The following is a 24,436-nucleotide window of genomic DNA, read 5'->3' as shown; positions in this document are numbered from 1 at the left end:
GTTGGCTCCGTGGTTACTTGCAGTCGAGCAGGTCGTTCTTGAACAGGTCCATGATCGTGTCGGACTCCGCGTTCTGCTCGTCGGTGTAGGTCTCGAGGTTGTCGGTCGTGACCACGAAAGAACCGGAGTCGACGATCACGCCCGGGTCCTTGACCGTGCAGGCCTTGGTCTGCAGCTGCGCGAGCACCCACGAGCCGACGAACGCCTGGCCGGTCGGGTTCTGCACGACGGTCGCCGAGACGGAACCGTCGGCGATGCCGTCGAGGATGACCGCGTCGTCGTCGATCGCGACGACCTTGATCGGCAGACCGGACTCCTTCACCGCGGAGGCCGAGGCGACGGCGGGGTTGTACGCGGTCGAGACGAATCCGTTGATCTCGGAGCCCTTGGCCGCGAGGAGGTCGGCGACCGCCTTCTGCGCCGTGCCGAGGTCGACGTCGATGTCGGTGACGGTGCTGAGGAGCGTGACCGCGCCGCCCGTCTCCTCGACGGCCTTCTCGACGCCGGCGATGCGACGCTGGGTGTTCGAGTCGACGTTGTTGCCGGTGAGGTGCACGAGGTTGCCCTTGCCGCCCATGGCCTCGATCGCGGCGACCGCAGCCTTGTATGCGGCGACCTCGGTGTCGGTCGAGAGGCAGAAGTCGGCCTCGTTCACGTCACCTGCAGGGCAGGAGGCGATGGAGCCGACGGCGAAGCCCTGGTCCTTCAGCATCTTGAAGGTCGTGTTGATGTCGGTCGGCGAGACGCCGAAGATGCCGAAGGCGTTGACGCCCTGGGCGGCGAGCGAGTTCAGGACCTCGTTCTGCTTGGCCTGGTCCCATTCGGCGGTCTCGTTGAAGACGGTCGAGCCGAGGCCGAACTCCTCGACGGCTGCTTCTCCTGCGGCAGCCCACGGCTGGAAGTAGGGGTGCGAGCCGCCGGGAACGAGTGCGACGTTCACCGAGGCGAGATCGCCCGTCTCGCCGGAGCCGGCGCCGGAGTCGGCGGCCTTGCTGGTGCATGCCGCAGTGGTGAGTGCGAGCGCGATCGCCGCGGTTGCGAGCAGCCCGCGAGCGGCCTTGGTGCGAACAGCCATGATGTCCTCCACGTTGAGAAATGAAATATCCAATAGGATCAGGACCAACGATGGGCGAACATCAGATCATTGTCAAGCAGTCATGATCACAAGTTCGTCACGGTCGTCCGATGGGCGGCTGACGCCCGATCCACCGCTGCGACGGCGGCGATTCACAGCGCCGCACGGAGCCAGTTCTCGACACCTGCGATGTGAGTCAGGGTCAGTGCTCGTGCCAGTTCGTGGTCGTGCTGCTCGAGTGCGGCGAGGATCGCCCCGTGCTCGGCGATGGTGCGCCCGGTGGCGTCCTCCTGGGTGATGCCGCGCCAGATCCGGGCCCGCACGGTATGGCTCGACATCGACTCGAGCAGGCTCGCGAGATAGGTGTTGCCGGCCGCCGCTGCGATGCCGCGGTGGAAGTCGAGGTCGTGGGCGACGAGCGTCTCGATGTCGGATTCCGCATCGACGCCGTCGAGGAGATCGTGGAGGTGTGCCAGGTCGTCGGGCTCGGCGTGCTGGGCGGCGAGCGCCGAGGTGGCCGGCTCGAGGATGCGGCGCACCGCGAAGATCTCGAGCACCGACTGGTCGCTGTGCAGGTCGACGACGAAGCTCATGGCCTCGAGCAGCAGGGTCGGCTCGAGGCTCGTGACGTACGTTCCGTCGCCGCGGCGCACATCGAGCACCCTGATGACCTCGAGGGCCTTGACCGCTTCCCGCAGTGAGGACCGGCTCAATCCGAGCCGCTCGCTGAGCTCCTTCTCGGGTTCGAGGCGGTCGCCGGGGCGCAGCTCGCCCGAGACGATCATCGCCTTGATCTTCAGGATCGCTTCGTCAGTGACCGCCATGTCGGCGATCATAGCCGAATGCCGACCGAGACATCAGATCTTTGTACCCGCGGCACGCCAGAGGTGCATCGACGCGTAGCTGCGCCACGGCGCCCACCGCGCGCCGAGGGCCGCGAGCTCGCTCGCCGTCGAGGGCAGCCCCAGACGCTCGGCGCCGTTCCGCAGCGCCAGGTCGCCGGTGAGGAGCACGTCGGGGGCACGGGTCACGCGCATCGCGACGTAGCCGGCCGTCCACGGTCCGATGCCGGGTACCGCGAGCAGGTCGGACTGCAGCTCGACGCGCTCGCGCTCGAAGGCCACGACCAGGGAGCCCGACTCGAGCCGGTTCGCGACGTCGACGATGGTACGCACCCGCGCAGCAGGACCTCTGAGCACCGCGGGCCCGTGCTCGGCGATCGCCGCGGCCGACGGGAACAGCGTCGACGGAGCTCCATCGGCGTGCGGCGCCACGCGCTCGCCGAGTTCGGCGGCGAGTCGGGCGAGGGCGGTGCGGGCCGCCTTCACCGAGACCTGCTGCCCGATGAGGGCCCGGAAGACGAGTTCGTGGGGATCGAGGCATCCGGGCACGCGGATGCCGGGCGTCTCGGCGACGGATGCTGCGAGCGCCGGGTCCCGCGAGAGTGCGGCGTCGATCGCCACCGCGTCGGCGTCGAGGTCGAAGAGTCGGCGAACCCGGGCCACGAGTGGGGGCAGGTCGGCGAGGGTGGCGAGGCGCGCGTCGACCTCGATCGCGGGGGAGGCGGCGTCGCCCGCCGCGGCGAAGGCGACGACGGCGGGGCCGCCCGGCAGGCGGAGCGTGCGTTCGTAGCGGTCGTCGCCCGCGCGCTCGACGCCGTCGAGGGCTCGGGCCGCGAGCCAGTCGAAGACGCCCGCGGCGTCGAAGGGCGGCCTCGCCGGCAGGCGCAGCCGGACCACCCCGCCCTCGGTCCCCGAGTCGGGTTCGGCCCCCGACGCCCGCGGCTGCCGCTCGCGCAGGCGGGCCGCGGCGCGGAGCTCGAGCGGGCTGCGCTCGTAGACCTCGCGAATGGTGTCGTTGAACTGCCGGATGCTGCCGAATCCCGATGCGAAGGCCACGTCGGCGGCGGGCAGCGCGGTCGAGGTGAGCAGCGCCCGCGCGGTCTGGGCGCGATGTGCGCGCGCCAGTGCGAGCGGGCCGGCGCCGAGCTCGCCCGCGAGGACCCGCGTGAGGTGCCGTGGGGTGTAGCCGAGCCGGGCGGCGAGCCCCGGCACGCCCTCGCGCTCGACGACGCCGTCGGCGATGAGCCGCATCGCCCGGGCGGCGAGGTCGTCGCGCAGGTCCCACTGGGGGGAGCCCGGCACGGCGTCGGGCAGGCATCGCTTGCACGCGCGGAGCCCGGCCTCGTGCGCGGCCGCCGCGGTGAGGTAGAAGCTGACGTTCGACGCCTTCGGTGCGACCGCCGGGCAGCTCGGCCGGCAGTAGATGCCCGTCGAGTGCACGCCCGTGATGAACTGCCCGTCGAAGCGTGCGTCGCGCGCCTGCATCGCTCGATACCGCTCGGCGAACTCGGGGTCGTCGAGCGGGTCGCCGTGCAGCCGGCGGCGGGTGGTCGCAGGGGTCGCGGTGCTGGTCATGACTCCAGCCTCGCATGCCCCGGCGACACCGACCAGCGGGAATCGGACATGAGTGCTGGCCGTAGGGTGGAGGGATGCCGCACGCCGTCGTGACCCTCCTGCAGGATGCCATCGGGGCCTCCGTCTCCACCGCGCCCGCCGAGCTCGAGGCCGTGCGCGAAGACCGCTCGGGGTGGCGGAGCGCGACGCCGCCGATCGCGGTCGTGCACGCGGCATCCGTCGCCGAGGTGCAGGCCGTCATGCGCATCGCCCACGAGACGTCGACTCCCGTGGTGCCGCGCGGCGCAGGCACCGGGCTCGCCGGCGGGGCGATCGCGAGCCCCGGCGCCATCGTGCTCGACCTCTCGCGAATGAACCGGGTGCTCGAGGTCTCGGAGGCCGACGAGCTCGCGGTCGTCGAACCCGGCGTGCTGAACGGCGACCTGAACGACGCGCTCGCCTCGCGCGGACTCTGGTTCGCGCCCGACCCCGCGAGCCGTGCCATCTCGTCGATCGGCGGCAACATCGCCACGAACGCCGGCGGCCTCCTCTGCGCCAAGTACGGCGTCACCCGCGAAGCGGTGCTCGGCCTCGCGGTCGTGCTCGCCGACGGGCGGCTGCTGCGCATGGGTCACCGCACGGTGAAGGGGGTCACGGGGTACGACCTCACCGCGCTCTTCACCGGTTCCGAGGGCACGCTCGGCGTGATCGTCGAGGCGACCGTGCGACTGCGGCCGATCACACCGGGCGAGACCGTCACCGTCGCCGCGGTGCTGCCCGACGTGGAGGCGGCTGCCGCGGCGGCCGCTGCCGTCACCGCCGCGCGCCTGCGACCGGCCGTGCTCGAACTCATCGACGCCGCCGGGCTGGCACGCGTGGCCGCGTATCTCGGCGCCGACGGCGTCGCCGGCACGCCGCTCGAGACGCTCGCCCCGTCGGAGACCTTCCTGCTCGCGCAGTGCGACGGGGCCGGCGCCGCCGAGGAGGCGGCCGAGGTCGCCCGCCTGTTCGCCGAGTCCGGCGCCAGGGTGACGCTGTCGACGGATGCCGCGACGGGCGAGCGCCTCCTCGGCATCCGCCGGGCGATGCACCCCGCGCTCGCGGCCTCGGGCCAGGTGCTCATCGAAGACGTCGCCGTGCCGCGCTCGCGTCTGCCCGAGATGTTCCGCGCCATCGAGGAGATCGGCCGGCGCCACGGCATCGAGATCCCGACGATCGCACACGCGGGCGACGGCAACCTGCACCCGAACTTCGTATTCACGGGCGACGAGGTGCCCGAGCACGTGTGGGCGGCGGCCGACGACATGTTCCGCACGGCGGTCGCGCTCGGCGGCACCCTCACCGGCGAGCACGGCGTCGGCGTGCTGAAGCGGCGCTGGCTCGCCGACGAGCTCGGCGACGACTCGTTCGAGCTGCAGCGCGGCATCAAGGCGCTCTTCGACCCGAGCGGCATCCTGAACCCGGGGGTCATGTTCGAAGCACCCGTGTCCTCCGACGCGTCGGAGGCACCTGCTCGGTAGGCTGCCCGCGTGACCTTCGCGGCCCCGAACTCAGCCCCCGACCCCGCTCCGAACCCTTCGCCGACGCCTCCGATCTGGACGGCGCCGCCGAAGCCGCGCGGCAGCGGCATGGTCTTCGCGATCATCGGCATCGTCGTCACGGGGTTCGTCGGCCTCCTGGTGCTCGCCTACCTCGCCGTCGGGCTCGGAGTGCCGACCCTTCTCATCGGGTCGCTCCTCGCCCTCGTGCCGCTCGCGATGGTGCTGCTCGCCGTGCGCTGGGTCGACCGCTGGGAGCCCGAGCCGCGCTGGGCGCTGTGGTTCGCGTTCCTCTGGGGCGCCGCCGTGTCCGTGGCGATCGCGCTCATCGTCGACCTCGGCGTGCAGCTCGCGATGGCGTTCGCCGAGCCCGGCGGCGCCCCCGACGAAGCACTGCAGGCAGTCGTGCAGGCCCCGTTCGTCGAGGAGGTCGCGAAGGGCATCGGGGTGCTCCTGATCTTCGCCTTCTCGAGGTCGCACTTCGACGGCCCCGTCGACGGGCTCGTCTACGCCGCGACCGTGGCCGCCGGCTTCGCCTTCACCGAGAACGTGCTGTACTTCGGCGAGGCGTTCGCCGAGGGCGGCGCAGAGACGCTCGGCGCGACCTTCGTCGTGCGAGGCCTCTTCTCGCCGTTCGCCCACGTGCTCTTCACGGCGTGCACGGGTCTCGCCATCGGCATCGGCGCCCGTCGCGGCGGGGGAGCCGGCGTCGTCGGATGGTTCCTGCTCGGCCTCCTCGGCGCGATCGCGCTGCACGCGCTCTGGAACGGCTCGCTCACGTTCGCCGACGACGCGATCGGGCTCTACCTGACCGTGCAGGTGCCGATCTTCATCGCCGCGATCGGGCTCACCGTGCTGCTGCGCCGACAGGAGGTGCGGGTCACCCGGCACCGGCTCGCCGAGTACGGCGCCGCCGGGTGGTTCAGCCCTGCCGAGGTCGAGATGCTCGCCACTCCCGCCGGGCGGCGACAGGCGAAGGCCTGGGCGAAGGCGCAGACTCCGCCGCGCATCGGCGTCATGCGGAAGCTCATCACGGATGCCACGCATCTCGCGTTCACCCGCCAGCGCATCGCCACCGGGGTCGCGAGCGAACGCACGATCGTCGAGGAGCAGGGACTGCTCGCCGCGGTCGTGGAGGACCGCCGGGTGCTGCTCAGCTGAGGCATCGGCCGCTCGCGCCCGTCGCAGTGAGGCGCATCGCCCGTCAGGGCAAAAACTCGCCGCCCTGTGGTGTGGCATGGCCGACATCTCTACGGGGCGACGAGTTCTAGGACTCCAGCGTGCAACGTGTTCGCAGTCAGCGCAAGAGGGGGGTGGACGGTTGTCCGCGATTGCGACGACGCCGGGAACCTGTTTGGGTTGACGTATGACCGATACGAACAGCAAGCCCGAGATCGACGCTCCCGAGGGGCCGGCTCCCGTCGAGCTGGTGATCGAAGACATCGTCGTCGGCGACGGCGCCGAGGCGCAGCCCGGCTCGACCGTCGACGTGCACTACCTCGGCGTCGAGTACGACAGCGGCGAGGAGTTCGACTCCTCGTGGGGTCGTGGCCAGTCCATCAACTTCCCCCTCCAGGCGCTCATCAGCGGCTGGCAGGAGGGCATCCCCGGCATGAAGGTCGGCGGCCGCCGCAAGCTGACGGTGCCCCCGCACCAGGCATATGGTCCCGCAGGCAGCGGCCACCAGCTGTCGGGCAAGACGCTCATCTTCGTGATCGACCTGCTCGGCGTGAGCTGAGCGCTCAGCGTTCGAGTCGACGGCCGGCAGGGGCCACGGTGCGCAGCACCGGCTCCCTGCCGGCCGTCGGCGTTCCGGCTGCCGTGCGCTCGTCGCGATAGCGGCCGCCGCGTTCGACGATTCGGGATGCCGCGCGGTTCGCGGTGCGATCGATCGCCGCCCACGTCGACGCGGAGGCGAAGTCGGCACGGCCGTTGCGGCTGAAGATCACCCAGTCGTCGACGATCTCGATGTGCATGCCCGGCGCCTCGTCGATCATCGCCGCCATGAGGTCGGGCGTGAAGACGTAGAGGGCGTCCCGCTCGTACTCCTTCGGCACGAAGAGGCGGAAGTACCGGTCGAAGTCGCCCTCGAGCGAGAGGTGCTGGTCGTCGTCGAAGTCGACGGGGAACGCACGTCGATCGGTCGGTGCATCCGCCGTGACATCCGTCTGCCGGGTCTGCGGCTCGAGCACCATGTGGGGCAGCGGCGCGTCGAGCTGCACGGCGACGTATCGCCAGTACGAACCGTCGTCGGCGGTCGTGCTCGCCACACCGCCCGCGCGGATCGTGACGGACACCGACAGGCCGTGCCTCGCCTGCGGGTAGAGCAGGTTGCCGACCTCGACGGTGCGCCCCGACGTCGTCGTGAAGCGCGAGTTGCGCCGGCGCCCGCCGACACGCTCGAACAGGTGGCCGGGCAGTCGCGGCTCGACGTTCGGCTCGTACTCGAGGCCGTTCAGCGCCGCCAGGCGGTGCAGCCGGGCCTCGGCCTTCGCCGGTTCGCCGGTGGCCGCGGGCAGGCTCGCGAGGCGGGCGACCACGATCGCCGCGAACGCCGCCCATGCGGCGAGTATCGCGAAGGTGAACGTCCATCCCGTGTCGAGCGCCGCGATGATGCCGTACGCGACCATTGCGAGGAATCCGATGCCGAACGCACCGAGGCCGATCGCGACTGCGAACATCCTGCCCCGGTTGGTGCGTGCTGCCGCGCGGTCCCGCTGCCGCTGCGCAGCGAGCTCGGCGCTCGAGACGGGAAGGGAGAGGGACGAGAGGTCGATCGCCGGCAGCATTTCGGTAGTCTGGCATGCGCCCGGTCGACGACCGGAACCCGAAAGGCCCGACGACGTGACCCGCTTCCGATCGCCACTCATCGCGTTCGCCCCGTTCCTCGTCGCGTCGGCGCTGCACCTCGTGCTGCTGTACCTCGGCCCGGCCTGGAGCGTCACCGCGACGAAGGCGTTGCTGATGCCGCTGCTCGCCCTCGCGGTCGTGCTGCTCGTGCCGCCCTTCCGGGCGCCCGTGCCGTTGCTGCTGTCGGGCATCGCGTTCTCCTGGGGCGGCGACGTGCTGCTCTCCTTCCCGGGCGACGGATGGTTCGCGGCGGGCCTCGGCTCGTTCCTCCTCGCCCACGTGGCCTACATCGTGCTCTTCCTCCGGATGCCCCGTGCGCGTCGCCACCCGCCGGCCTGGTCGTACGTCTACTGGGCCTGGATGATCGTCGTGCTCGGCCTGCTCCTGCCGCACGCCGGCGCGCTCGCCGCCCCGATCGTGCTCTACGCCGCGGCCATCGGCACGATGGCGATGTGCGCGTCGATGCACGGCAGGTGGATCGTGCTCGGCGGCGCGTTCTTCGTCGCCTCCGACTCGGTGCTCGCCCTCGGCAGGTTCCTGCCCGGCTACGAGTTCGCCGCCCACGACTTCGTCGTCATGTCGACCTACCTCGCGGCGCAGGGCCTCATCGCGCTGGGCGTGGTGGCCGCGGTTCGCTCCGGCCGTGCCGCTCGGGATCCGTCGTCTCCTGCACCCGGTCGACGAGCTGACGCCACGGCCCGGTGAGCTGTCGCTCGGCGAGCGTGGCCTCGTGCGGCTCGCAGCGGATGCGGTAGACGAATCGGTCGGGCTCGGGCGGCAGCGGTGGAGGCTCGCCCCACGGGATCTCGTCGATGAGGATGTACCACTCGTCGGGATCGGGCTGCTCGTCGACGCGGACCTCCCAGGTGAGCCTGGTGCCGGCGAGGCCACCGCTGCGGGACACGATGACGTCCATGGGGGCGATCGTACTCCGCGGTCCCGTTCCGCGGCCGTGCCGGCTACTCCGTGGGCACCTCGATGCCGACCGTCGACCAGCCGTGCGCGACGGCGCGCTGCTCTCGGCTGTCGCGCCCGAAGCGCTCGCGCGCCGCTCGCACGGTCTCGGCCGCGAACGTCGCGAAGTCGGCGTCGGCGGGCAGGCGCCCGGAGGTGAGCACGTCGTACCAGATGCGCCCCACGTGCTCCCACGCGAAGCCGCCGAGTTCGGTCGCCGCCAGGGCGAACGCGCGATTCGGGATGCCCGAGTTCAGGTGCACGCCGCCGTTGTCGTCGTCGGTTTCGATGTAGTCGCGCATGTGGGCGGGCTGCGGGTCGCGCCCGAGCACGTCGTCGTCGTAGGCCGTGCCCGGCTCGAGCATCGAGCGCAGCGCCCGCCCCTGCACCTCGTCGGTGAAGATGCCCTCGCCGATCAGCCAGGTCGCGGCCTCGGCGTCCTGGCCGAGGGCGTACTGCTCGACGAGCGCGCCGAAGGCGTCGGAGACGTGTTCGTTGAGCGCGCCCGACTGCCCCTGGTAGCGCAGCTTCGCCGTGTGCTCGGTGACCCCGTGGGCGAGTTCGTGGCCGATGACGCTGAGCGAATCGGTGAAGCCGCGGAAGACCTCGCCGTCGCCGTCGCCGAACACCATGCGCTCGCCGTCCCAGAACGCGTTGTCGTACTTGTCGCCGAAGTGCACCGTCGCCTCGAGGGGCATGCCGGCGCCGTCGATCGAATCGCGGCCGAAGACCCGGTCGAACAGTCGGTGCGTGTCGCCCAGGCCGTCGTAGGCGTCGTCGACCGCCTCGTCGCCCGTAGCGCGCTCGCCCTCGCGGCGCACGAGGCGCCCCGGCAGCTTCTCGCGGCCCTCGGCGTCGGAGATGCGGCGGTCGGGCGCCGATGGGGCATCGGGCAGCACGGTCGGCAGTCCGGGCTCGACCTCTGGCAGCGGCTCGACGCCGAGACGAGCCGGCGGCTCGCGCAGCAGCGCGCGCCGTGCCGCGTCGGCCGCGATCGGGAATCGCGGGCCGGCCGCCTGGGCGATGCGGTCGAGCAGGTAGGGAGGCACGATCTGCTGCATGGGTCGATGCTCGCACCTGCCGGCGACATCGGCGGGCGCCGCGCCCGGAGCGCCGCGCCGCGCCCATAGGCTGGACGGGTGACCACCGCCCCGCTCCTCGGCCTCCTGCTCGACGTCGACGGCCCCATCGCGAGCCCCGTGACGCGATCGATCGCGATCCCGTCGATCGCCCGCGATCTCGCGGCCCTCGCGAACGCCGGCAACCCCGTGATCTTCAACACCGGCCGCTCCGACGCGTTCATCGCCGAGCAGGTCGTGCCGCCGCTGCTCGCCGCGGGACTCGAGCCGAGCGCTCCCGTCTGGGCGATCTGCGAGAAAGGCGCGGTGTGGGCCGCGATCGACCAGGGCGGCCTCGGCGAGGTCTTCGTCGACCTCGAGCTCGCGATGCCCGCCGACTTCGCGGCCGACATGCGCGCCTACGTCGAGGCGCATTTCGACGAGTTCGCCTTCTTCGACGACACGAAGCGCGCGATGGTCTCGGTCGAGCAGCACGTGCACGTGGCATCCGACGACTATCTCGGAGCCCAGCCGCGTTTCGACGCGCACGCGCACGAGCGGCTCGCAGCCCGGGGCTTCGGCACGGTGCGGGAGGGCGACGAGCGACCGGATGCCGCGGGGCGCGTGCACTGGCGCATCGACCCGACGATCATCTCGACCGACGTCGAGTCGGTGCGACTCGGCAAGGACCTGGGGGCGGCGCGTGCCGTCGAGCTGCTCGAGGAGCGGGGCATCCGCCCGCAGCACTGGCGCACGATGGGCGACTCGCGCGGCGACTACCGCATGGCCGACTGGCTCGCCGAGCGCGGCGAGCGCGTTCGCCACGTCGACGTGCGCCCGGCCGAGGGCATCCCGGACACCACGTACCCGGTGCTCACCGCGGGCGACCTCATCCACGACGAGGCCGGCGCGTTGTTCCTCTCCCGTTGGGTCGTGGCGTCGCAGCGCGGCGAGCTCGGCGACGACGACTAGCGAGTCCCCGATGCCGAGCACGAACACCGCCGAGACCGTCGAACCGCGCGAGCTGCGGACGCATCCGATCGCGCTCGTGCCCGCCGTGCTCGTGTGCGGCGCCGCGGTGCTGCTCTTCGGGTTCATGGTGCCGATCGCGGGCTACGCGACGCTCGCCGTCGGCCTCCTGGCCGCATGGCTCTGCGATCGCTCGGGCCGCACCGAACGGCTGCTCGCCGACCTCGCGCTCATCGCCGTCGGCCAGGTCATCATCTCGACGGTGTCGCTGAAGGCCGACCTCAGCAACGAGGGCATGGTGCGCTTCGCGGTCGTGCTCGGGCTCGCCGTGCTCGTGCCCTACGTCATCTCGAGGTTCGTCTACCGCGAGCACGTGATCCGCTTCCCGTGGCGCACCGGCAGGCGCTGGAACCGCACGCAGTGGCTCTACCTGATCTTCGTGACGCTCGCGGGGTGGCTGATCCTGCCGTTCTACTTCATCAGCTCGGGCGTCTACGAGAACTGGCCGACGGTGACCGAGCCCGACACGATCGCGCGCCTGTTCGTCGGCGTCGCCGCCGTCGGCACGTGGGACGAGCTGTTCTTCATCTGCACGGTCTTCGTGCTGCTGCGCCGGCACTTCCCGGCCTGGCAGGCGAACCTGCTGCAGTCGATCGTCTTCGTCTCGTTCCTGTGGGAGCTCGGCTACCAGTCGTGGGGGCCGCTGCTGACGATCCCGTTCGCGCTCATCCAGGGCTACACGTTCAAGCTCACGAAGTCGCTCGGCTACGTGTTCACCGTGCACATGCTCTTCGACGCGGTGGTGTTCGCGGTCATCGTGTACGCGCACACGGGATGGCCGGCGATCTTCCTGCTGGCGCCCTAGGTCAGGCGTCGCGGTCGACGGATGCCCCGTGCCCGCCCAGCCACTCGATCAGCACCGCCGCGTGGTTGACCTGCTCGTCGCGTGCGCCGAACAGCAGCGTGACCCGATCGTGCTCCTCGCCGAGCGCGACGAGCGCCCGCGCGGCGTCGTTCGCGTCGAGCTCGCCGCGGTACCGCTCGGCGAACTCGTCGAACCGCTCGCGGTTGTGGTGCCACTCGGTGCGGAGCTCGGGGGAGGGCGCGACGTCCTTGTCCCACAGGTCGAGCTCGGCGCGCTCCTTGCTCACGCCGCGCGGCCAGAGCCGGTCGACGAGCACGCGGTAGCCGTCGGATGCCTCGGCCCGGTCGTAGACCCGCTTGATGACGAACCCCATGGGGTCAGTCTGCCCCGGGGCATCCGGCATGCCAAGCGTCGCCGTGCCGAGCGCCGGTTGACCGCCGTGTCGGGCGACGTCAGCTCTTCGGCCGACTCCGGAGTCCGAGCACGATGAGCGCGACGCCGCCGAGCGCGATGATCGGCCCGAGGATCGCCCAGAGCGCAGAACCCGTCATGGCGCTGCCGCCGATCAGGCCGATGCCCTGGAGCATGAAGACGACGCCCATGACGACGACGAGCGCACCGATCGCGACGAGAACTGGCTTTCGCATGCGGGCAGCATCCCGCACCGGCGACCGCGCCGCAAGCATCGGCTGCCGCCTGGCCGCGCGCTCGGTATCCTCGGACCACTCGAAGACCATCGAAGACCATCGAACATCGCGCTGAAGCCGACGAGAGGATGCCGCGCATGCGTGCGATCGTGCTCGACCGCTACGGTCCGCCCGAGCAGGTCATGCGCCTCGCCGACCTCGCGGATCCCGTGCCCGGCGCCGGCGAGGTCGTCATTCGGGTCGCCGCGGTCTCGCTCAACTCGTGGGACGTCGACCTCGCGATCGGGGCGACCCTCGTGCGCCTCGAGGCGCCGTTCCGCCCCAAGCGTCGGGTCATCGGGTCGGATGCCTCGGGCATCGTCGTCGCCGTCGGCGGCGGCGTGACCCGGCACCGCGTCGGCGACGCCGTCTTCGGCGAGCTCTCGGCCGCGGGCTGGGGCGGGTTCGCCGAGCGCGTCGTCGCGCGCGAGGACGCGCTCGTGGCGAGACCGGCCGGCCTCGACGACCTCACCGCCGCCGCGCTGCCGCAGGCCGCGAGCATGGCGTGGCAGGCGCTCGGAGGCGCCGAGGCTGCGGCGCCGGGCGGCGCACTGCAGGGCCGGCGCGTGCTCATCGTCGGCGCCGGCGGGGGAGTGGGCACCTTCGCGATCCAGCTCGCGAAGCGCGGGGGCGCCCACGTCACGGCGGTCGAACGCGCGATGTGGAAGCTCGACGCGCTCGCCGAGCTCGGTGCCGACGTCGTCGCCGCGGGCGTACCCGATGGCGCTGACTCGCACCACGCTTTCGATCTCGTCCTCGATGTCGTCGGGGCGCTGCCACCGTCGCAGACGAGCACCCTGCTCGCCGATGGCGGGCGCGCCGCGTACATCGGCGGGAGCCCGCGCCGCATCGCGCAGGTGCTCTTCGCGGGGGGCCGTCTCGTCCGTCAGGCAGGTGTCGAGGGCGGTGCCGATGACGGTGCCGAGGCCGATGCCGAGCCCACCCGGAGCATCGGGCTGCTCGCCGCCGTGCCGAACCGCGACCTCCCTGAGATCGCCGCGCTCGCCGCTGCGGGGGAGCTGCGGGCGCTCATCGACGGCCCGCACCAGCTCGACCAGGTGCCGGAGCAACTCGCTCGTCTGCGGTCGGGCGCCGTGCTCGGCAAGGCCGTCATCGGGCTCGGCTGAGGTGCGAGACCATCGCGTCGACGCCGTCGACGCCGTCGACGTCGGCGTCGCGAGCCAGCGGGTCAGATCCCGCGCAGGATCTCCGCGCGCTTCGCGGCGTACTCGGCGTCGGTGATCCTCGCCTCGGCGCGCAGCCGTTCGAGCTGGTCGAGCCGCTCGCCCGCACCGGCCGTCGGCGGCCCGGCGCTCTCCAGCGCCTCGGTCGTGCCCGACTTCGCGGCGTACCGGATGAGCAGCAGCACGCCCACCGCGATCGCGGCGAAGAACACGAGCACGCCGAGGATGATCAGCGCATGCCACCCGGTGAAGCCCTGGAACATGTCGACCACCCTTCGCGAACCCGACGCCCCGCCGGCGGCGACGACGCGGATGACTCTAGCGATCGTGCCGCCCCGGCACCAGTGCTGCGAGGCGTGCAGGTCAGCCGCGAGGCATCCGCTCTGGTAGAGTATTGAGGTTGCCGTCATGACGGCCGCGCACAAAGAGAGCCCGGGCATTCTGCCACGGGCAGCGCGCAACAAGAAGAAAGGGGATCCCATCTATGGCACTTGAAGCTGATGTCAAGAAGGCGATCATCGAAGAGTACGCGACGCACCCCGGTGACACTGGATCCCCCGAGGTCCAGATCGCGCTCCTCACGAAGCGAATCAAGGACCTCACCGAGCACCTGAAGGAGCACAAGCACGACCACCACTCGCGTCGTGGCCTGCTGCTCCTCGTCGGTCAGCGTCGTCGTCTGCTCGGCTACCTCGCCGATGTGGACATCAACCGCTACCGCAAGCTCATCGAGCGTCTCGGCCTGCGCCGCTAAGCGTCTTCCACGACGCGGCTCTCGTTGATACCGCGAGCTTCTTGCGAAAGCCCCCCGCCACCCAGTGGCCGGGGGCTTTCGTCATTCCCGGGCGCGCCCGAGGCGACCACGACTCCTGCGAGTCGGCGGATGCGTCGGGCGACACGCCGTGCCGACGAGCGGCCCGTGCGGCGTGTCGGCGCGAGAGTCCGCCGACTCGCAGGCCGTGAGGCAGGGCGGAGCTACTCGGCACGCGCGCGATGCGCCCGTGCGGCCATGCGGTTGCCGCATCGCGTGCTGCAGTAACGGCGGGAGGCGTTCTTCGACAGATCGGCGTAGATGCCCGTGCAGTCGTCGGCCTGGCACACGCGCAGGCGATCCATGCCGTCGGCGCGGATGACGTCGACGAACGCCATCGCCGCCTCGACGAGGATGCGCGACGAGAGCGGTGCGTCCTGGCTGGTCGCGTGCACGTGCCAGTCGAGGTCGTCGTGCCGCACGAGTCGGGGCAGGGCGTTCGCCTCGTCGAGGATCGCGTTCACCTCGGTCACGGCGTCGTCGCGGTCGAGCTGCCAGAGCGCGCGCAACCGGTCGCGTGCCGCGGCCACCTCGACGACCTCGACGGCGGTGCCGTCGCGCCGGCCGGAGTACCACCAGGCATCGAGGATCGCGCCGAGCTGCTCGGGAGTCGAGAGCTCGTCGGCGCCCGATTCGGATGCCTCGGGCACGGTGTCGGCCAGCGCGGCCACGAAGCCGAGCGCCGCGATCGTGTCATCGGTGAAGATCATTTGACTCCTGACGTCCGGTAGGGGTACTGTCACGAGCATAACCTCGTTCGGTCATGACGTGGCCGCGGAACCCACCACCAGAAGGAGACGCCGATGCGCGGTTCGAAGGGCATCCTCGGCATCACGGTGGGCCTCGCCGCGGGGCTCGCCTTCGGCGCCGGCGGCGTGGTCGTCAAGCCGCTCCTCGAATCGGGCTGGTCGCCCGGCGCCGCGGTCTTCGCCCGCATCGGCGTCGCGGCGATCGCGCTGATCGTGCCGGGCCTCATCGCGCTGAATTTCGACCTGCGACCGCTCTGGCGCGCCCGCTGGACGGTGCTCGCCTACGCGCTCATCGCCGTCGTCGGCACGCAGGTCGCCTTCTACGCCTCGATCGCGCTGATCCCCGTGAGCACGACGCTGCTCATCGAGTACCTCGCGCCCGTCGCCCTCGTGCTGGTCGCCTGGGCTCGCCAGCGCCGGGCGCCGCAGTTCGTCGTCATCGCGGGCTCGGTGCTGGCGATCGTGGGGCTCTACCTCGTGATCGGCCCCGGCGGCGGCGGGCTCGACGTGGTCGGGCTGCTGCTCGCGGGCGTGGCGATGGTCGGCGTCTGCGTCTACTACGTGCTCGGCGAGCGAGCGGATGCCTCGGTGCCGCCGATCGCACTCGCCGCGAGCGGCTTCGTGGTGGGCGCCGTCGTGCTCGGCGTGCTGGGCATCGTCGGGGTCGTGCCGTTCTCGGCGGAGTTCGTCGAGGTGCAGTACTTCGGCACGGTCGCGCCGTGGTGGGTCCCGGTGCTGACGGTCGGCCTCGTCTCGACGGCGTTCGCCTACGTCGCGGGCATCAGTGCGATCCGCATGCTCGGCACGCGCGTCTCCTCGTTCCTCGGGCTCTCCGAGGTGATCTTCGCCGCGATCGTGGCCTGGTTCGTGCTCGGCGAGGCGATCGGTCCGCTGCAGGCGGCGGGCGGCCTGCTCATCCTCGGCGGCATCGTGCTCGTGCGGTTCGAACGGCCGAGGGACGCCGCGGCGGTCGCCCTCGACATCGACCTGGTGCCGGTCGCCGTCAACGCCCGCGAATAGCCCGCGAGTCGAGGCGCTATCCGCAATCGGCGGTAACACTCGGCGTGCCGAGGCGTAGCGTCGAGGCATGACACGCGCCGACTGGACCGACCTCGCCGACACGACCCAGGCGGTGCACGCCGGCAACGCCCTCGACGGCGGGTCGGGGGCGATCCGCACGCCGATCGTGATGGCGAACTCCTACGCGCTGCCCGACGACCCGTCGACGATGAGCTGGTCGGGCACCGAGACCCCGCTGTACACCCGCAACTCGGGCGCCAACCAGATCGGGCTGCAGCGGAAGATCGCGGTGCTCGAGCACAGCGAGGACTCGGTGGTGCTCGCGAGCGGCGTCGCGGCGCTGCACGCGGTGTTCTTCACCTTCCTGAAGTCGGGCGACCACGTGATCGTCTCGGATGTCTCGTACGAGGCGACCTATCGGCTCTTCACCGAACTCTTCCCCGAGAAGTACGGCATCGAGGCCGACTTCGTCGACACGAGCGACCTCGACGCCGTGCGGGCGGCACTGCGCCCGACCACGCGTCTCGTGCACATCGAGGCGATCGCGAACCCCACGACCAAGGTGACGGATGTCTCGGGCGTCGCCGCGATCGCGCACGAGGCCGGCGCCCTGCTCAGCGTCGACTCGACCTTCACACCGCCGCCGTTCTTCCGCCCGCTCGATCACGGCGCCGACCTCTCTGTGCACTCGCTCACGAAGTACATCAACGGCCACGGCGATGCCATGGGCGGGGCGGTCTCGGGACGGCGCGAACTCATCGCGCAACTGAAGGCCGACGCGATGGTCGACGTCGGCGGCGTCATCAGCCCGTTCAACGCTTGGCTCATCATGCGCGGCTCGGTGACGCTGCCATTGCGCCTCCGCCAGACCTTCCCGACCGCGCTGCGCGTCGCCGAATCGCTCGACGCCGACCCGCGCATCGCGTTCGTCGCCTACCCGGGGCTCGCGGGGCACCCGCAGCACGACCTGGCGACGACGCAGTTCGGCGGGGCGTACGGCGGAGTGATGTCGTTCGCCGTCGACGGCGGCCCCGAGGTGCAGAACGCCTTCGTCGACGCGCTGCGCATCGTGACCTCGGCGGTCTCGCTCGGGCACGACGAGTCGCTCATCGTGCACGTCGGCACGACCGGGCCGCGCGTGGCGTACTACCCCGACGGGTTCAAGACCTTCGGGCACCTGCGCTTCTCGATCGGACTCGAAGACGCCGACGACCTGATCGCCGACCTGCAGCAGGCGCTCGACGTCGCAGTGGGGCCGCTCGTCGGCTGAACGGCCCGGTCGGCTCTGCCTAGAATCTGATCATGCGATTCGGCGTGATCATCCTCCCGCAGTACGAGTGGCCCGAGGCGGTGCACTACTGGCGCGGTGCCGAGGAACTCGGGTTCGATCACGCCTGGACCTACGACCACCTCTCGTGGCGAGGTCTCGCGGGGGAGCGCTGGCACGCCACGGTGCCCACCCTCACGGCGGCAGCGATGGTCACGGAGCGCATCGGGCTCGGCACCTTCGTCGCGAGCCCGAACTTCCGGCATCCGGTGCCGTTCGCGAAGGAGGTCGCGACGCTCGACCAGATCTCGGGCGGCCGCCTGCTGCTCGGGGTCGGCTCGGGCGGCACCGGGTTCGACGCCTTCGTGCTCGGTCAGTCCGAGTACACGCCGCGGCAGCGGCTCGCGCGGTTCGTCGAGTTCGCAGAGGCGATCGACGTGCTGTTGCGCTTCGAAGAGCCGGAGTCGGGCGGCATCTCCTTCGATGGCGAGTGGTTCACGGCGTCCGGAGCCCGCATGGTCGGCGAGCCGGCGCAGCGACCGCGCATGCCGCTCCACCTCGCGGCGGAGGGGCCGAAGAGCCTCGACCTCGTGGCGCGGCTCGGCGACGGCTGGGTGACGACGGGCACCACCGTCGACGACACCGACGCCTGGTGGCGGCGCCTCGCCGAGTTGAGCGCACGGCTCGACGACGCCTGTGCGCGCCAGGACCGCGACCCGGCGAGTCTCGACCGGATCCTCTCGCTCGACTCCGAGCCGCGATACAGCCTCGCGAGCGCCGCGGCCTTCGAGGACGCCGTCGGGCGTGCCGCCGAGCTCGGGTTCACCGACGTCGTCGCGCACTGGCCGCGCGAGCACGGGCTCTACGCGGGCGACGAGTCGGTGCTCGACGAGGTGGCCGAGCTCATGGCGCGCCTGCGCTGACCACGGGCGCCGAGGCATCCGCCGGGCCTGGCGTCAGCCTGCCCGCGATACCCTGAAGCACATGCCCGCGCCCCGTTCGAAGCCCCTGCTCGCCTGGGAGCCGTTCCCGTACCTCGTCGTGTTCGTGCTGCTCCTGCTGACGGGGATCGTGCGACCCGAGGGCCCGCCGTGGCTGCTCTGGCCGTTCCTCGCGATCCTCGCTGCGGCGGTCGCATGGCTCATCGTCGGCCTCGTGCGCGGGTCGCGACGTTCGAACCCCGACCAGTGGGGCGACCTCACGAGCCTCGACGGGCTCGAGCTCGTCGACGCGGAGCGCGTCGAGCGCGGAGTGCGCGCCGTCGCGCCGGTGGTCGACGAGCACCGGCACCAGCCGGCGATCGAGCTCGCCCGGTTGTACGGCGGCCCCGAGCAGCATGCGGTGCTCGTGCCGCGTGCGAGCCGTTGGCTGTCGCGGCGGTACCGCATCGGCGTGCAACTGGTCGGCGGCGACCGGCCGCGTCATGCCGGATTCCTCAGCGCCGCGGCCGACGACCGCTGGCGCGACCTGCTCGACGGCATGCGCGAGCACGGCAGCTATGCGCGGGTGCCGGCGCTCATCACCGGAAGCTCGCGACCCTACGGGGTCGAACTCGACCTCAGCGGCCTCGAGCGGCTCGGTGACGCGACAGCGGAGTGACCCCGCCTCGCGCAGGAGATCGTTCGGCTCAGGCCGACGCCTCCTCGGCCTCCTGCTTGTCGAGGTCGGCGCGCACCTGCTCCATGTCGAGCGCCTTCACCTGCGAGATCAGCTCGTCGAGCATCGGGCGCGGGAGGGCGCCGGCCTGGGCGAAGACGCCGATGCCGTCCTTGAAGGCCATGATCGTCGGGATCGACGTGATGTTCATGGCTGCGGCCAGCTGCTGCTGGTCTTCGGTGTCGACCTTGGCGAACGTGAGGTCGGGGTTCGCTTCGGCGGCAGCCTCGTAGTGCGGTGCGAACTGCATGCACGGGCCGCACCATCCGGCCCAGAAGTCGACGAAGACGGTGCCGCCTTCGAGGATCGTCTTCTCGAAGGTGTCAAGGGTGAGCGCCACGGTAGCCATGCCCCAAGCCTAAACGCGCAGTCTGTGGCCGCGCTCGGTGTTCGCTCTGCGCGAGGTGTGAGCCGTCTCGACCGTGCGGCGGGCCGACACCGCGGTTTCCCCACCGGGTCGGTGCCGTCGCCGCTATCGTGAAGACGTGGTCGCATTCGGAGGCGCGCTCGGTTCATTCCGTCGGCGCGGCCCGGTCGCCGACACCGCGTCGGAACCCGAGGTCGCCGTCGACGACGCGCGGCGTGCCGACGAGGCCATCCCCGATCTCGACTGGCGGGTGTTCCCCGAGGGAGCGGAGCACACGGCGTTCGCGGCGCCGAGCGGCACGCTCGCTCGAGTCGCGCTGGGGGCGGCCGATGCTCCGCGCATCGTGCTCGTGCCCGGCGCGACGGGTTCCAAAGAGGATTTCGTGCTCATGATTCCGCTCTTCGCCGCGGCCGGCTATCGGGTCGAGTCCTTCGACCTCGCCGGCCAGTACGAGTCGTGGCGCGCCGGACCGTGGAACCTCGAACCGGCGCGCCCGCGCTACGACGAACGGCTCTTCCTCGACGACCTGCTCGCCGTGCTCGACGACGGCACGGCGCCCGCGCACGTGCTGGGCTACAGCTTCGCCGGCACGCTCGCCGAGCTCGCGCTGCTCGAACGACCCGACCGGTTCGCGAGCCTCACGCTCCTCAGCGCCCCTCCCGAGGCGGGACAGGCGTTCCGCGGGGTCAAGCGCATCGGGCCGATCAGCTCGTTCACCTCGCCGCACCAGGGTGCCGCGCTCATGCTCTGGGGCATCCGCAACAACCTCAACCGGGTGCCGCCGCGCCGGCTCGAATTCGTGCGCGAGCGCTTCGCGCTCACGCGGCGCGAGAGCGTCGACGACATCATCGCGCTCATGATGGAGACGCCCGACCTGCGGACGGATCTCGCCGCGTCGACGATCCCGAAACTCGTCGCGGTCGGGGAGCACGACCTCTGGCCGCGCGAGCTCCACGAGCGCTTCGCACGCGAGATCGGGGCGCACTTCGCGGTGTACCCCACCGGCCACAGCCCGTGCGAGACGGCGCCGCATCAGCTCGTGCGCGACATGCTCGCCCTCTTCGCGGCGAGCGATCTCACTCCCTAGCCGTCGTGGGCGGACCGCCGCCCCTCACGCGGGCAGCGGTTCCTCTCCATCGGTCTCGGTCACGTCGTCGCCGTCGGGGTCGGCGGGCAGTCCGCTCGCCTCCCACACCCAGACCGGCGCCCGACGTCGTTCCGCGCGCCGGGTGAGCGGCGGCCACTCCCGCGACTCGACCGACATCGTGTGGAACGCCATGCGCACTCGCCGCGCGAGACCATCGAAGCTGTCGAACGGGCGCGCCGAGACGCGAACCAGCATGCGCCGGTCGCGCACGACGGTCATGCCCGGCTGCATCCACCACGCGAGGTCGAGGTCGTCGTGCACATCGGCGCGATCGCGGTGCACGAGGTCGCGGAGCCGGACCCACACGTCGGCGCGCATCGCGTAGTTCGAACCGAAGATGGGCGGATGCCCCAGCAGCGCGCCGATGACCGTGAAGTAGCCGCCGATGTAGAGGTTGCGGGCGATCCAGCGCACGACCGCGTTGCGGCCGTAGAACGTGCCGCCGTTCGTGACGACGGCCGGGTGGTCCGGCCCCACCATGCGCCGCTCGATCTCGGCGATCCAGTCGGGCGCGGGGATCGAGTCGGCATCGAGGCGGGCGAGCAGATCACCGGATGCCGCGTCGAACCCGGCGGCCGTCGCGGGCCAGATGCCGCGCAGGGGTTCGTGCACCACTCGCGCGCCCGCGGCGAGGGCGACGGCGGTCGTGGCATCCGTCGACCCGTTGTCGACCACGATGACCTCGTCGGGGCGCCGGGTCTGGCTCGCGAGCGCATCGAGGCATGCGGCGAGGAAGTCCGCGTCGTTGAGGCTCGGAATGATGACCGAAATCGTGCCCATCACGGCGAGTCTAGCCACGAGGCGGTCGAGCCACGCTCGATCCGTGCGTCGTGGCGGCCGATATGGAACTGGGGCTGTCGGTCGGCGCGGCGCTCGACATATGCTGGCCCGCGACCGGGGGTCAACGATGACGAACCGGCACGGAAGGGGAGACGATGTACCCATCTGCAACACTTTCCAAGCGCGCCAGGACGGCGGTGATCGCGACCGCGGCGGTCGCCGGACTGGCACTCGTGCCCAACGGGGCAGCCTTCGCGACACCGGCCGGCAACGGCTGCGAGACGCGGACCAACAACACGGTTCAGAAGCTGCTCGAGTGCGTCGACGCCGACGGCGCGATGGAGCACCTCCAGGCGCTGCAGTCGATCGCCGACGAGAACGGCGGCAACCGAGCGGCCGGCCTTCCTGGCTACGAGGCCAGTGTCGACTACGTCGTCGAGACCCTCGAGGATGCCGGATGGAACGTCTCGATCGAGGAGTTCGACTACGACTTCATCGGAGACTCGTCGCTCACCCAGCTCACCCCGGTGGAGGCCGACTACCCGACCGGCGCATTCAGCGGCAGCGGTGACGGCGACGTCACCGCCGCGGTCGTTCCGGTCGACATCAACCTCACGCCGCCGCGGGCGTCGACGAGCGGCTGCGAGGCCGCCGACTTCAACGGATTCCCCGCAGGCTCGATCGCGCTCGTGCAGCGCGGCACCTGCAACTTCGGCGACAAGGCGTTCTTCGCCGAGCAGGCGGGCGCCGTGGGCGTCATCATCTTCAACCAGGGCAACACGCCCGACCGTGAGGGCCTCATCGTCGCCGACGCCTCGTCGCGGTCCGACGGCTCGACGGTCGCGCACGGCATTCCGGTCGTCGGGGCGAGCTTCGCGCAGGGTGTCGCACTCGCCGAGCCCGATTCCTCGGCGCACGTCTTCGTGCCCGCGCCCGACCCGCGCCCCCAGAAGAACATCATCGCCGAACTGCCCGGCACGAACGACGGCAACGTCGTGATGGCCGGCGCGCACCTCGACTCGGTGCGCGAAGGACCGGGCATCAACGACAACGGCAGCGGTTCGGCAGCACTGCTGGAGATCGCCCAGCAGATGTCGAAGGTCAAGCCGCAGAACACCGTGCGACTCGCCTGGTGGGGTGCCGAAGAAGACGGCCTGCTCGGTTCGGCCGCCTACGTCGCAGCACTCTCGCAAGCAGAGAAGGACGAGATCGCGCTGTATCTCAACTTCGACATGGTCGCCTCGCCCAACTACATGTTCATGATCTACGACGGCGACGAGTCGGGCTTCGAGGCGCCGGTGACGGTTCCCGAGGGCTCGGTGCAGATCGAGGACCTCTTCGAGAGCTACTTCACGGGTGCCGGCGTGCCGTATGACGACGCGGAGTTCAGCGGTCGCAGCGACTACGAGGCGTTCATCCTCAACGGCATCGCCGCGGGCGGCCTGTTCACCGGCGCCGACGAGTTCAAGACGCCCGAGCAGCAGGCGATCTGGGGTGGCGAGGTCGGCGAGATGCTCGACCAGTGCTACCACCAGGCATGCGATGACCTCGGCAACGTCGACGAGTACGCATTCGACGTGAACGTCGATGCGATCGCGTTCGCCGTGCTCGCCTACGCCTACTCGACCGAGTCGGTCAACGGTGTGGTCGGCAAGAAGGTCCCGGGCGGGCTCACGCTCCCGGTGCCGGCCGGGCCCGAGGGCACCGTCGGCAGCGGCGGCGGCTTCGCCCACGGCAGCATCGGGTAGTTCGTTCCGCCAACGGGCGGGGGTGCCGATCGGCACCCCCGCCCTTCGCGTGCGCACGACCTCGGCTGATCGGGAATAGTGGGCGTGGGGCATCCGTTGTCGGAAATGTATGCAAAAGCATGCAACGCGGAAAACTCCCACGAGGAAGAGCCCAGGAGGGCAACCATGCAGTTCGGAATCTTCACCGTCAGCGACATCACTCAGGACCCGACGACGGGGCGCACGCCGAGCGAGCACGAGCGCATCACGGATGTGCTGACGATCGCCCAGCACGCCGAAGAGGTCGGCCTCGACGTCTTCGCACTCGGTGAGCACCACAACCCGCCCTTCTTCTCCTCCTCGCCGACCACGACGCTCGCCTACCTCGCGGCGAAGACGTCGAAGATCCAGCTCACGACCTCGACGACGCTCATCACCACGAACGACCCGGTGAAGATCGCCGAGGACTTCGCGATGCTCCAGCACGTCGCCGACGGGCGCGTCGACCTCATGCTCGGCCGCGGCAACACCGGCCCCGTCTACCCGTGGTTCGGCAAGGACATCCGTCAGGGCATCAACCTGGCGATCGAGAACTACGGGCTGCTGCACCGCCTGTGGCGCGAGGACTTCGTCGACTGGGAGGGCCAGTTCCGCACGCCGCTGCAGGGCTTCCAGTCCACGCCGCGCCCGCTCGACGACGTGCCCCCGTTCGTCTGGCACGGCTCGATCAGGAGCCCCGAGATCGCCGAGCAGGCGGCCTACTACGGTGACGGCTTCTTCGCGAACCACATCTTCTGGCCCGCGTCGCACACCCAGCGCATGATCGCGCTGTACCGCCAGCGCTTCGAGCACTACGAGCACGGCACGGCCGAGCAGGCGATCGTCGGACTCGGCGGCCAGGTGTTCATGCGCAAGAACTCGCAGGACGCCGTGCGCGAGTTCCGCCCCTACTTCGACAACGCACCCGTCTACGGCCACGGCCCGAGCCTCGAGGAGTTCACCTCGCAGACCCCGCTCACGGTCGGCAGCCCGCAGGAGGTCATCGACAAGACCCTCGGCTTCCGCGACTACGTGGGCGACTACCAGCGACAGCTCTTCCTCATGGACCACGCGGGCCTGCCGCTGAAGACCGTGCTCGAGCAGCTCGACCTGCTCGGCTCCGAGGTCGTGCCGGTGCTGCGCAAGGAGTTCGCGAAGAACCGCCCCGAGACGGTTCCGGATGCCCCGACGCACGACTCGCTCGTCGCTGCGCGCAACGCGGCGAAGGCCGCCGCCGGCACGAGCGCAGCGCCGAAGGGCGCCGCGTTCGGCGCCGCCGCCGTGAAGGGAGCCTGACC

At 71.0% G+C, this 24,436-nt stretch carries 27 protein-coding genes; 15 read left to right on the top strand and 12 right to left on the bottom strand.

Going from position 1 to position 24,436, the window contains the following annotated elements; genetic code table 11:
- Window positions 1-13: 13 nt before the first annotated feature.
- The 3 genes from BUR99_RS14930 to BUR99_RS14920 all read right to left on the bottom strand — a co-directional run bounded on the left by BUR99_RS14930 (window position 14) and on the right by BUR99_RS14920 (window position 3,492).
- Entirely contained in the window at window positions 14-1,075 is a 1,062-nt protein-coding gene (locus BUR99_RS14930; RefSeq protein WP_074261597.1) for a sugar ABC transporter substrate-binding protein, read from the bottom strand.
- Window positions 1,076-1,227: 152 nt separating this feature from the next.
- Complete coding sequence (locus BUR99_RS14925) at window positions 1,228-1,899, bottom strand: FadR/GntR family transcriptional regulator (RefSeq protein WP_074261595.1); 672 nt, start codon at window positions 1,897-1,899, stop codon at window positions 1,228-1,230.
- Window positions 1,900-1,932: 33 nt separating this feature from the next.
- Window positions 1,933-3,492, bottom strand: a complete 1,560-nt coding sequence (locus BUR99_RS14920; RefSeq protein WP_084184050.1) for a DNA-3-methyladenine glycosylase 2 family protein — start codon at window positions 3,490-3,492, stop codon at window positions 1,933-1,935.
- A gap of 74 nt (window positions 3,493-3,566) precedes the next feature.
- Between BUR99_RS14920 and BUR99_RS14915 the strand changes: the two genes are divergently transcribed.
- From BUR99_RS14915 to BUR99_RS14905, 3 genes are all read left to right on the top strand, one after another.
- Window positions 3,567-4,991 (top strand): FAD-binding oxidoreductase, encoded by a 1,425-nt coding sequence (locus tag BUR99_RS14915; protein ID WP_074261186.1) that lies wholly within the window; start codon window positions 3,567-3,569, stop codon window positions 4,989-4,991.
- A gap of 9 nt (window positions 4,992-5,000) precedes the next feature.
- Window positions 5,001-6,170 carry a PrsW family intramembrane metalloprotease gene (locus BUR99_RS14910; RefSeq protein ID WP_074261185.1) on the top strand — a complete coding sequence of 390 codons (1,170 nt, stop codon included), beginning with the start codon at window positions 5,001-5,003 and terminating at the stop codon, window positions 6,168-6,170.
- Between the two features lie 205 nt (window positions 6,171-6,375).
- Window positions 6,376-6,747, top strand: coding sequence for an FKBP-type peptidyl-prolyl cis-trans isomerase (locus BUR99_RS14905; RefSeq protein ID WP_074261184.1), 372 nt, complete (start codon window positions 6,376-6,378; stop codon window positions 6,745-6,747).
- 4 nt (window positions 6,748-6,751) lie between these two features.
- Here the strand turns inward: BUR99_RS14905 and BUR99_RS14900 are convergent, their stop codons facing one another.
- Window positions 6,752-7,798, bottom strand: coding sequence for a hypothetical protein (locus BUR99_RS14900; RefSeq protein WP_074261183.1), 1,047 nt, complete (start codon window positions 7,796-7,798; stop codon window positions 6,752-6,754).
- 55 nt (window positions 7,799-7,853) lie between these two features.
- Between BUR99_RS14900 and BUR99_RS14895 the strand changes: the two genes are divergently transcribed.
- Entirely contained in the window at window positions 7,854-8,564 is a 711-nt protein-coding gene (locus BUR99_RS14895; RefSeq protein ID WP_159440999.1) for a lysoplasmalogenase, read from the top strand.
- Here BUR99_RS14895 and BUR99_RS14890 read toward each other — a convergent pair.
- Entirely contained in the window at window positions 8,464-8,775 is a 312-nt protein-coding gene (locus BUR99_RS14890; RefSeq protein WP_074261182.1) for a protealysin inhibitor emfourin, read from the bottom strand. The genes BUR99_RS14895 and BUR99_RS14890 overlap by 101 nt on opposite strands.
- Window positions 8,776-8,818: 43 nt before the next feature.
- Window positions 8,819-9,874, bottom strand: coding sequence for a M4 family metallopeptidase (locus tag BUR99_RS14885; RefSeq protein ID WP_074261181.1), 1,056 nt, complete (start codon window positions 9,872-9,874; stop codon window positions 8,819-8,821).
- A gap of 78 nt (window positions 9,875-9,952) precedes the next feature.
- Between BUR99_RS14885 and BUR99_RS14880 the strand changes: the two genes are divergently transcribed.
- Together BUR99_RS14880 and BUR99_RS14875 are read left to right on the top strand one after the other, a co-directional pair.
- Complete coding sequence (locus tag BUR99_RS14880) at window positions 9,953-10,843, top strand: hypothetical protein (protein ID WP_074261180.1); 891 nt, start codon at window positions 9,953-9,955, stop codon at window positions 10,841-10,843.
- 10 nt (window positions 10,844-10,853) lie between these two features.
- The gene (locus tag BUR99_RS14875) at window positions 10,854-11,705 is read left to right on the top strand and encodes a CPBP family intramembrane glutamic endopeptidase (RefSeq protein WP_074261179.1); all 852 of its coding nucleotides are present in this window, start codon (window positions 10,854-10,856) and stop codon (window positions 11,703-11,705) included.
- 1 nt (window position 11,706) lies between these two features.
- Here BUR99_RS14875 and BUR99_RS14870 read toward each other — a convergent pair whose 3' ends face one another.
- Complete coding sequence (locus tag BUR99_RS14870; protein ID WP_074261178.1) at window positions 11,707-12,078, bottom strand: DUF488 domain-containing protein; 372 nt, start codon at window positions 12,076-12,078, stop codon at window positions 11,707-11,709.
- Window positions 12,079-12,157: 79 nt separating this feature from the next.
- The gene (locus tag BUR99_RS14865) at window positions 12,158-12,352 is read right to left on the bottom strand and encodes a hypothetical protein (RefSeq protein WP_074261593.1); all 195 of its coding nucleotides are present in this window, start codon (window positions 12,350-12,352) and stop codon (window positions 12,158-12,160) included.
- Window positions 12,353-12,489: 137 nt separating this feature from the next.
- Here BUR99_RS14865 and BUR99_RS14860 point away from each other — a divergent pair, with 137 nt between their 5' ends.
- A complete protein-coding gene (locus tag BUR99_RS14860) occupies window positions 12,490-13,518 on the top strand; it encodes an NAD(P)-dependent alcohol dehydrogenase (protein ID WP_074261592.1) in 1,029 nt (342 codons plus the stop codon).
- 62 nt (window positions 13,519-13,580) lie between these two features.
- Here the strand turns inward: BUR99_RS14860 and BUR99_RS14855 are convergent, their stop codons facing one another.
- Window positions 13,581-13,985: an SHOCT domain-containing protein gene (locus tag BUR99_RS14855; RefSeq protein WP_143231665.1), complete on the bottom strand. Its 405-nt coding sequence runs from the start codon at window positions 13,983-13,985 to the stop codon at window positions 13,581-13,583.
- A 74-nt stretch (window positions 13,986-14,059) separates the two neighbouring features.
- Between BUR99_RS14855 and rpsO the strand changes: the two genes are divergently transcribed.
- Window positions 14,060-14,329 (top strand): 30S ribosomal protein S15, encoded by a 270-nt coding sequence (rpsO, locus tag BUR99_RS14850; protein ID WP_056658110.1) that lies wholly within the window; start codon window positions 14,060-14,062, stop codon window positions 14,327-14,329.
- 221 nt (window positions 14,330-14,550) lie between these two features.
- On the opposite strand, the gene BUR99_RS14845 is transcribed toward rpsO, so the two are convergent.
- Window positions 14,551-15,096, bottom strand: a complete 546-nt coding sequence (locus BUR99_RS14845; RefSeq protein ID WP_074261176.1) for a CGNR zinc finger domain-containing protein — start codon at window positions 15,094-15,096, stop codon at window positions 14,551-14,553.
- Between the two features lie 93 nt (window positions 15,097-15,189).
- On the opposite strand from BUR99_RS14845, the gene BUR99_RS14840 reads away from it, so the two are divergent.
- The 4 genes from BUR99_RS14840 (at window position 15,190) to BUR99_RS14825 (ending at window position 19,021) form a co-directional block, all read left to right on the top strand.
- Window positions 15,190-16,155, top strand: a complete 966-nt coding sequence (locus BUR99_RS14840; RefSeq protein WP_074261175.1) for an EamA family transporter — start codon at window positions 15,190-15,192, stop codon at window positions 16,153-16,155.
- A 67-nt stretch (window positions 16,156-16,222) separates the two neighbouring features.
- On the top strand, window positions 16,223-17,425 hold the full coding sequence (locus tag BUR99_RS14835; protein WP_074261174.1) for a trans-sulfuration enzyme family protein: 1,203 nt from the start codon (window positions 16,223-16,225) through the stop codon (window positions 17,423-17,425).
- Window positions 17,426-17,457: 32 nt separating this feature from the next.
- Window positions 17,458-18,345 carry an LLM class flavin-dependent oxidoreductase gene (locus BUR99_RS14830; protein ID WP_074261173.1) on the top strand — a complete coding sequence of 296 codons (888 nt, stop codon included), beginning with the start codon at window positions 17,458-17,460 and terminating at the stop codon, window positions 18,343-18,345.
- Window positions 18,346-18,406: 61 nt separating this feature from the next.
- The gene (locus BUR99_RS14825; RefSeq protein ID WP_074261172.1) at window positions 18,407-19,021 is read left to right on the top strand and encodes a hypothetical protein; all 615 of its coding nucleotides are present in this window, start codon (window positions 18,407-18,409) and stop codon (window positions 19,019-19,021) included.
- Between the two features lie 28 nt (window positions 19,022-19,049).
- On the opposite strand, the gene BUR99_RS14820 is transcribed toward BUR99_RS14825, so the two are convergent.
- Complete coding sequence (locus BUR99_RS14820; RefSeq protein ID WP_074261171.1) at window positions 19,050-19,427, bottom strand: thioredoxin family protein; 378 nt, start codon at window positions 19,425-19,427, stop codon at window positions 19,050-19,052.
- 247 nt (window positions 19,428-19,674) lie between these two features.
- On the opposite strand from BUR99_RS14820, the gene BUR99_RS14815 reads away from it, so the two are divergent.
- The gene (locus BUR99_RS14815; RefSeq protein ID WP_074261591.1) at window positions 19,675-20,532 is read left to right on the top strand and encodes an alpha/beta fold hydrolase; all 858 of its coding nucleotides are present in this window, start codon (window positions 19,675-19,677) and stop codon (window positions 20,530-20,532) included.
- Window positions 20,533-20,556: 24 nt separating this feature from the next.
- Here BUR99_RS14815 and BUR99_RS14810 read toward each other — a convergent pair whose 3' ends face one another.
- Window positions 20,557-21,372, bottom strand: a complete 816-nt coding sequence (locus tag BUR99_RS14810) for a glycosyltransferase family 2 protein (protein ID WP_074261170.1) — start codon at window positions 21,370-21,372, stop codon at window positions 20,557-20,559.
- Between the two features lie 155 nt (window positions 21,373-21,527).
- On the opposite strand from BUR99_RS14810, the gene BUR99_RS14805 reads away from it, so the two are divergent.
- Window positions 21,528-23,120: a M28 family peptidase gene (locus BUR99_RS14805; protein ID WP_074261169.1), complete on the top strand. Its 1,593-nt coding sequence runs from the start codon at window positions 21,528-21,530 to the stop codon at window positions 23,118-23,120.
- A gap of 165 nt (window positions 23,121-23,285) precedes the next feature.
- A complete protein-coding gene (locus BUR99_RS14800) occupies window positions 23,286-24,434 on the top strand; it encodes an LLM class flavin-dependent oxidoreductase (protein WP_074261168.1) in 1,149 nt (382 codons plus the stop codon).
- Window positions 24,435-24,436 lie beyond the last annotated feature (2 nt).

The organism is Agromyces cerinus subsp. cerinus, assembly GCF_900142065.1.
GTDB classification, from domain to species: Bacteria; Actinomycetota; Actinomycetes; order Actinomycetales; family Microbacteriaceae; genus Agromyces; species Agromyces cerinus.
The sequence above is the reverse complement of the archived record's forward strand: the minus strand, read 5'-3'. Positions and strand labels throughout refer to the sequence as shown.